General features: G+C 47.7%; 6 protein-coding genes and 2 pseudogenes. 1 reads left to right on the top strand and 7 read right to left on the bottom strand.

Translation table 11 applies throughout. The features are described 5' to 3' along the window. Positions 1 to 82: 82 nt before the first annotated feature. A complete protein-coding gene (trxA, locus tag Q4A89_RS11345; protein ID WP_303185602.1) occupies positions 83 to 499 on the bottom strand; it encodes a thioredoxin in 417 nt (138 codons plus the stop codon). Between the two features lie 152 nt (positions 500 to 651). Between trxA and Q4A89_RS11340 the strand changes: the two genes are divergently transcribed. Then, positions 652 to 1851: an SAM-dependent methyltransferase gene (locus Q4A89_RS11340; RefSeq protein ID WP_303185601.1), complete on the top strand. Its 1200-nt coding sequence runs from the start codon at positions 652 to 654 to the stop codon at positions 1849 to 1851. On the opposite strand, the gene Q4A89_RS11335 is transcribed toward Q4A89_RS11340, so the two are convergent. The 6 genes and pseudogenes from Q4A89_RS11335 to Q4A89_RS11315 form a co-directional block, all read right to left on the bottom strand. Beyond that, a complete protein-coding gene (locus Q4A89_RS11335) occupies positions 1817 to 3748 on the bottom strand; it encodes an ATP-dependent DNA helicase RecQ (RefSeq protein WP_303185600.1) in 1932 nt (643 codons plus the stop codon). The two genes, Q4A89_RS11340 and Q4A89_RS11335, sit on opposite strands and share 35 nt — an antisense overlap. 6 nt (positions 3749 to 3754) lie before the next feature. After that, entirely contained in the window at positions 3755 to 5479 is a 1725-nt protein-coding gene (recJ, locus tag Q4A89_RS11330) for a single-stranded-DNA-specific exonuclease RecJ (protein ID WP_303185599.1), read from the bottom strand. A 231-nt stretch (positions 5480 to 5710) separates the two neighbouring features. Next, a pseudogene (locus Q4A89_RS11735) lies at positions 5711 to 5815 on the bottom strand (DUF456 domain-containing protein); the annotation flags it as partial. A gap of 158 nt (positions 5816 to 5973) precedes the next feature. Continuing rightward, positions 5974 to 6339: a hypothetical protein gene (locus Q4A89_RS11325; protein WP_303185598.1), complete on the bottom strand. Its 366-nt coding sequence runs from the start codon at positions 6337 to 6339 to the stop codon at positions 5974 to 5976. Between the two features lie 176 nt (positions 6340 to 6515). Then, positions 6516 to 7085 (bottom strand): hypothetical protein, encoded by a 570-nt coding sequence (locus Q4A89_RS11320; RefSeq protein WP_303185596.1) that lies wholly within the window; start codon positions 7083 to 7085, stop codon positions 6516 to 6518. A 242-nt stretch (positions 7086 to 7327) separates the two neighbouring features. Then, positions 7328 to 7758 (bottom strand): annotated as a pseudogene (locus Q4A89_RS11315) (hypothetical protein); the annotation flags it as partial.

The raw sequence follows: 7758 nt of genomic DNA, 5'->3' as shown, positions 1-7758 counted from the left end.
TTGTATAGCGATGAACAAAAAAGGAAGTGCATCGTGCATTACGACACACCTCCTTTTTTATTCCGTCAAAATTCCGTCTACCTCATTTCTTCTCTAAAAGAAACTCATCGATATACTTCGCAATCGTTTCTTTCGGCTGCAATCCCATACTGGCTTGCGGTTTACCCTGCATCGGGACGAACAACAGCGTCGGGAGACTGCTGATACCGAAAGCCGACGCCAGCTCTTGCTCCTTGACGACATCGACTTTATAGATCACGATATCATCTTTATATTCAGCCGCCAGTTCCTTCAATATCGGCGCTACCCGTCTGCACGGTCCGCACCAGTCGGCGTAAAAGTCGATGATACACGGCTTGTCCCCCTCATACTTCCACTCCGACGTGTTCTGTTCGTAATTAAACACCTTAGCCAGAAAATCGGCTTTATTCAATACAATCACTTCGCCCGCTGCCGCAGCATCGCCCGAACGTGCCGTAGCATGAAATGCCAAAAGCATCAGCGGAAGGATCATCCAATATTTCACTTTATTCATACCTGTAATTTTTAATGTTTATCTTCTATTTATTTCGACGCAAAGATAAACGACAATTCAGCAAATCTCAATGCACTATGATGAATAAAAGGTGTTTTTTGTTTATTTTTGCACTTGTGAAACTGACAGAAACGATGCGAAAATTTATTCGCGAACACGCGGCAGACGACGTGCAACGATTATTGCTCTCGGCAGCCCGACACCCTTCGATCGATGTGCCCTTTGCCGTCACCCAGATTGAAGCGCGACGCGCCTTGAAAGACAAATTGCCGGACTGGTATGCTCATGAAGAGCTGAGTTTTCCTTCGAAACTGGCTGCGGAGCAATGTTCTTCCGCATTGACGGCACGGTACAAACTCCGGCTACTCGAAGGCGAACAGCATCTTTGCGATCTGACGGGAGGTCTGGGCGTAGACAGTTATTTCTTCGCGAAGCAGGTGAAACAGGTATGCTATGTAGAGCGTGACAAGGCCTGTTTCGACGCGGCGATGCGAAACTTCTCCGTCCTCTCCGCAAGGAATATCGAAGGGCGTAACGCGGAAGCCGCACATGTTTTGTCGGAGCTTACGGAAACGGACGTCTTTTATATCGATCCGGCACGGCGCGGTACGGGCAACCGGAGAATGTTCGCCCTATCCGACTGCGAACCCGATATCGTACAGCTTCTGCCCGAGATGCTGCGCAAGGCGCCCAAGGTAATTGCCAAACTTTCACCGATGCTCGACCTGAGTCACACGCTGGCGCTACTGCCCCAAACGACCGATGTACACGTCGTGTCGGTAAAGAACGAATGCAAAGAACTGCTGTTTGTACTGCGACGGGGAAACACGGCAAAGACGCCTCGTATACATTGTATCAATATCATAACAGATTCTTCGGAACAGACTTTCTGTTTTACCCCGGACGAAGAACAGGCCACTCCCGCCTTACTGGCAGAGTCGGCTGGAGCTTACCTATACGAACCGAACGCTTCGATTCTGAAAGCCGGAGCCTACAAACAAACGGCCATGCGTATGGGCGTCCGCAAGCTGCACGTAAACAGCCATCTTTACACATCGGACGAAGAAGTGATCGATTTTCCGGGGCGTAGCTTCCGGGTCGAAGAAGTGCTTCCTTTCAGCGGGAAAATATGCCGGACCATCGCACGGAACATTCCGCAAGCCAATCTGACGGTGCGTAATTTCCCGCTGTCGGTCGAAGCCTTGCGTAAGCGAACAAAGATCACGGACGGCGGGGAAGTCTATCTTTTTGCCACGACACTTGCCGATAATCGGAAGGTGCTCATCCGCTGCATGAAGCTCGGTCATCATCCTTAACGAGCGAGACCGTATCATCCTTTAAGCGAAACTGTTCGTCATAGTCGAGCAGGAAGCGTAAGGCCTGCACGTTCTTTTCCTGCTCCAACGGCAAGAGACGAGCCAGTTCGAGGACACTTCTGGGCTTTTCGCTCAGCATCTCGATCAGGGCTCGACGGAGCATATTCAACTCCCACTGTGTCAATCCGGATTGCGTTTTTTTCAGGCAGATATCGCACACCTTGCAATCGGCCGCATCTTTCTCCCCGAAATAGTGGAGCAACAAACGGGTACGGCAATGATACTTTTCGTTCAGATAAGCGATCACCCGGTCGATACGTTTCCGGTCGCGTTTCTTACGTTCCTCGTAGGCAAAGGCGGGGATATGCAGATGCGCTGTCTCTTCGCGAGTGCGCGTAAACGTGATCTGCGGAACCTTCTTTCGAGGGACATAACGGATGATACCGGCTTTCGAGAGCGCGACAAGGCAATGGTAGACATGCTCCGCAGTCGTATGGGCACGAGTGGCGATAAAGGTTTCGTCGATAAAGACATAATCCGCAAAGAGACCGGTATAGGTGCGGAGGATAGCACGTACCACGTTGTCCGTAAGTTCATCCTGACGCAACGCCTGATAAAGCTCTTCGCGGGTGATCAGGAAGATCATACGCGAGGCGTTATCGGGCTCTTCGACGTATTCAATATAACCGGCCAGCTCGAGAATCTTCAAGGCATGGTGCGCCTGCGTAAGAGAGAATTTATAGACCGTACAAAATTCGGCAATCGAAAAATCATGTGTAGTAAAAAGCCCGAACCCCGAAGCTATCTGGAAATAATATCCCAACGACTCGTAGACACGGGCAATCACCTCTTTGTCGGGATACTCGTCGGTGATGCGCTTCTTCAGTTTGGTTGTTTCGGATGAATCGCAGAGCACTACCGCATAGGCACGCCGTTCATCGCGTCCGGCACGTCCGGCCTCTTGAAAATATTCTTCGAGCGATCCCGGCATATCGATATGTACGACCAGACGAACATCGGGCTTATCGATTCCCATCCCGAAAGCGTTCGTCGCAACCATCACGCGGCAGTGATTATTCTTCCACGCGTTCTGACGTTCGGTCTTTACTTCGCGTTTCAGTCCGGCATGAAAAAACTGCGCCGATATGCCTTCCTGCTGAAGAAACGCAGCCATCTCCTGCGTGCGTTTCCTGTTACGCACATAAACGATGGCCGATCCCGGCACTTTATCGAGCATATAGAGCAGCGTCTGCAACTTGTCTTCACACGAACGGACAACATACGACAGGTTTTTGCGTACAAAGCTCTTGCGGTACACATTCTTCTGACGGAAACAGAGTTTCTCCTGAATATCATCGATTACCTCGAGGGTAGCAGTAGCCGTGAGCGCCAGCACAGGGACATCGGGAAACAGTTCCCGCACGGAAGCGATGTTCAGGTAAGAAGGCCGGAAATCGTATCCCCACTGCGAGATGCAATGGCTCTCGTCTACGGCCAGCAGGCAGACGTTCATGGCACGCAGTTTGCTTCTGAACATTTCGGATGCTAACCGTTCGGGCGAAACGTACAGGAACTTATACCCTCCAAAGATACAGTTATCGAGATGCGTACCGATCTCTTCGCGTGTCATGCCGGTATAGACGGCAGTCGCTTTGATTCCCCGCTGACGGAGGTTATCCACCTGATCTTTCATCAGAGCAATCAGCGGGGTGACGACTAAACAAAGTCCGTCCATGCCGAGCGCGGGCACCTGAAATGTCAGTGATTTACCGCCTCCGGTAGGCATCAGCCCGAGCGTATCCTTACCAGCACAGACCGAATGGATGATCTCTTCCTGTAAGGGGCGGAACGAAGTGTAGCCCCAATACTGCTTTAATATCTCATGGTGGCGATCCATGAGCCATCACAACTCCGAAGGCCGAATGTCTTTTACCATTAACTGGATCGTCGTATTCCCATTATACGTATTCTCCTCGATCGTATAGCACAAGTCGAACGGGTTCATCGCCTTGACATAGTTGGCATGCGTACTCATCCCAAATGCGATGGCGTGAACCGGTCCTCCTCCTTTTCCGTCGATGATTTCCAGTTTCAGGTGTTCGAGTTCCTTCCCGACGCAGCGGCTTGTTCCGTAGTCCTGCACATGCAGGGAGCAGAAGACGGGTTTTTCGTTATCCGGCCCTAAAGGGTTCATCTTCTTCAGTTCATTCATAAAACGGGGCGTGATATGTTTCAGGTCGATGACGGCATCAATGTCGATTTGCCGGGTCATCTGTTCCGGCACGATATCTTCGGCTGCCAGTTTCATGAATCGGTTCGTAAACGCCTCCAGATTTTCTTCGCGCAGCGAAAGCCCCGCGGCATACGTATGCCCTCCGAAGCTCTCCAGCAGATCGCGGCATCCCTCGATGGCTTTATAGATATCGAATCCGACGATGGAACGCGCGGAGCCGGTAATCAGTTCCGACGATTTCGTCAACACGACCGACGGACGATAATACTTCTCCGTCAGGCGCGAGGCGACGATTCCGATCACCCCTTTATGCCAGTCGGGGTTATACACTACGATGCCTTTCTGAGCTTCGATGTCCTGAATCTCTTCGATAATGGCATTGGCCTCGTCGGTAATCTTCTTGTCGAGTTCGCGCCGGTCGTCGTTATACTGGTCGATACTTTCGCTTCGTTCGTTCGCCTCGTTTATATCTTTCGAGAGCAGCAGTTCGACGGCCTCGCGTCCGTTCATCATCCGTCCCGAGGCATTGATGCGCGGCCCGATCTTAAAGACGATGTCACTGATCGTTATCTCCTTGCCGGCCAATCCGCAGACATTGATTATACCTCTCAGTCCGAAGCTCGGGTTGTTGTTGAGCTGGCGCAGCCCGTAGTAAGCGAGGATACGGTTTTCGCCCGTGATGGGTACGATGTCGGACGCGATACTGACGGCCGTCAGCTCGAGTAGACTTTCGAGTTGGGTGAAAGGGATGTCGTTGCTTTGAGCAAACGCCTGCATAAATTTGAATCCGACGCCACATCCCGAGAGATGTTCGTAGGGGTACTGCGAGTCGGTACGTTTGGCGTCGAGCACGGCTACGGCGGCAGGCAGCTCGTCGTCGGGCATGTGATGATCGCAAATGATGAAATCGACGCCGCGCTCGTTGGCGTAGGCCACCTTGTCGATGGCTTTGATGCCGCAATCGAGCGTGATAATAAGCGAAATGCCGTTTTCGACGGCATAGTCGATGCTTTTGTATGAGACGCCATAGCCCTCGTCGTACCGATCGGGGATATAGAAATCGATCGTCGACGAGTAGGGCCTCAGAAACTTGTAGACGAGCGATACAGCCGTCGTGCCGTCTACATCATAATCCCCATAGATCAGAATCTTCTCTTTGTTTCCTAACGCCTTGTTGAGCCGTTTCACGGCTTTGAACATGTCGGGCATCAGAAACGGGTCATGCAAATCGTTCAGGTTCGGTTTGAAGAATTTCCGCGCCTCGCGAGCTAAGGTGATGCCACGTTGCACGAGCAACAGGCAGAGGATGGGACTAAGTCCCAGCTCGGCAGCTAGCTCGTCGCGTTTGCGTAATTCTTCTTCTGTATGGGGTCGAATACTCCATTTGTTTGTCATTATATATTGTTTTTATTTTTTTCAAGCAAGCAGCAACGGCATGAGCGATTGTCGCTACGTAGTGCGACAGGTTCAGGCAATTACTATTGGCTGTAAAGGTACAACGAATAAATGACATAGCGTGGTCATCGCCGGAAAAATAAAAAGAGACCCATTTGATTTTTGGAAAAAAAAAGATTTGTTTCTCTTTTTTGCAGGCGATACAAAAAGTAGGAGAGGCACGCGAAAAAATCAGATGAACGCGGCGATGAAGCAATAGATAAACCATCCGCAGAGGCCGATTTTGCATATCGTGCCGAGCAGAAAGCCGGCGAATGCGCCGAATCCGGACTTTACAAATGATAAAGGCAAATCAAGCCCGCTTAGGTTACGCAAAGTAACGTTTTATGACAGGGTTCTAAAACGCAAGTTTGAGTTTCTAACCAATCTGTTTGAAATGCGCCTTGATTTAGTCGCTTCCATCTATAAATTGCGTCGGCAGATAGAATTGCTGTTTAAACAGTTATGGGGCTTTGATTGTAGTTCATGAGCGAAACATCAATCAAATAAATATTATCAAACATCTCAACCAATCTTCGATGACAACTAAAATGTTCCCATAAACCGAATTTGACATTTCTTATTTTTTTGCCACGCTTATGAATGATTCCATTCGGATAAAAGTTCTTTAATATATAATACACATTATCATCGGCCGGAGCATATTCTTGTATTACCGGCCAGCCACCCGAATGTAACTGGATATACCATCCGTCACGTTCTAAGTCATTCCATCCTCCCGTTTCTTTTTCAAGTTTCTCCGCATATGCGAAATCGAATTTTTCAATATGGTCAGGAGTGTCTTTTTCGTTTGTATTCATCTTTTTCTCCCTTTGTGCACAGCTTAAGACTATGCCTGTACATAATATGGTTAATAAATATCTGCTTCTTTTCATTGGTTGATCATTATATTGATTGCTTCCCATTGCCACTCGAAAAGGCTTTTGCGTTCGACACCGACCCTATGGCTGTAATCCATCAGGTAGTCCACTTCTCGTCAGTCTACAGACTGTCTATATTCCTGTTTTTTCTTATATTTCCCCGTATGACCGTTAATCTCATAAATCGTCTCCATATTTGTTTCGCTTTCATCGATAGTAACTACCCATACCGGAGGTTTGACTTCCCGGCCGTTTTTTATCTCGGCCGGGAAAAAAGCAAAATGGATATGGTAATTTATATCGTAGGTAAAACGGCCATCCGGTTTCATGGGGCTATTGATATCATAATTTCGGATATTGATCTCTCCGGTTTTTCGGTTAAACCAACCCTCTTTTTCAAGAAGCGCCACAATATCATCCCATTTGATTTCTGCAAATTTCGCATCTTCGTCAATCACCTCCTTCAAGTTGCCGTGACGGTCAAAATGTTCCCATAAACCGAATTTAACATTTCTTATTTTTTTGCCACGCTTATGAATAATTCCATTCGGATAAAAGTTCTTTAATATATAATACACATTATCATCGGCCGGAGCATATTCTTGTATTTCAGGCCAGCCGCCAGAGAACAACTTTATATACCATCCGTCACGTTCTATATCATGCCATCCTGTTTCTTTTTTCACTTTTTCGGCATATGCGAAATCGAATTTTTCGATATGGCCGGGAGTGTCTTTTTCTATCATATCCATCTTTTTTTCTCTTTGTGCACAGCTTAAGACTATGCCCGTACATAATATGGTTAATAAATATCTGGTCCTTTTCATTTGTTAATCATTATATTGATTGCTTCCCATTGCCATTCGAAAAGACTTTTGCGTTCGACACCGATCTTATGGCTGTAATCCATCAGATTGTCTGTTTTTCCTTAGTCTATTATTATAACATCTTCATCGTTAAATAGTCTGCGCTCCTGTTTTTTCTTATATTCACCCGTATGACCATTTATCTCATAAATCGTCTCTATATATGTTTCACTTTCATAGATAAAAACTTTCCATACCGGAGGTTTGACTTCCCGGCCGTTTTTTTTCTCGGCCGGAAAAAAAGAAAAATAAATATAGTAATTTATATTGTAAGTAAAACTGCCATCGGGTTTCATCGGGCTCTTGATATCACAATGCCTCAGATTGATTTCTCCGGTTTTTCGGTTAAACCAGCCTTCTTTTTCAAGAAGCGCCACCACATCATACCATTTGACTTCTCCGAACTTGGCATCTTCGTCAACCACCTTGACCAATTTGCCGTGACGGTTAAAATGTTCCCATAAACCGAATTTAACATTCCTTAGCTTTTTGC

Source organism: Tannerella sp., assembly GCF_030528505.1.
Lineage (GTDB): Bacteria > Bacteroidota > Bacteroidia > Bacteroidales > Tannerellaceae > Tannerella.
The sequence above is the reverse complement of the archived record's forward strand: the minus strand, read 5'-3'. Positions and strand labels throughout refer to the sequence as shown.

What these genes read in the sequence shown, in the direction of transcription:
- Q4A89_RS11325 (WP_303185598.1), bottom strand. Translation starts at nt 6,339, where the DNA reads ATGAATACAAACGAAAAAGACACTCCTGACCATATTGAAAAATTCGAT.
- trxA (WP_303185602.1), bottom strand. Translation starts at nt 499, where the DNA reads ATGCTTTTGGCATTTCATGCTACGGCACGTTCGGGCGATGCTGCGGCA.
- recJ (WP_303185599.1), bottom strand. Translation starts at nt 5,479, where the DNA reads ATGACAAACAAATGGAGTATTCGACCCCATACAGAAGAAGAATTACGC.
- Q4A89_RS11335 (WP_303185600.1), bottom strand. Translation starts at nt 3,748, where the DNA reads ATGGATCGCCACCATGAGATATTAAAGCAGTATTGGGGCTACACTTCG.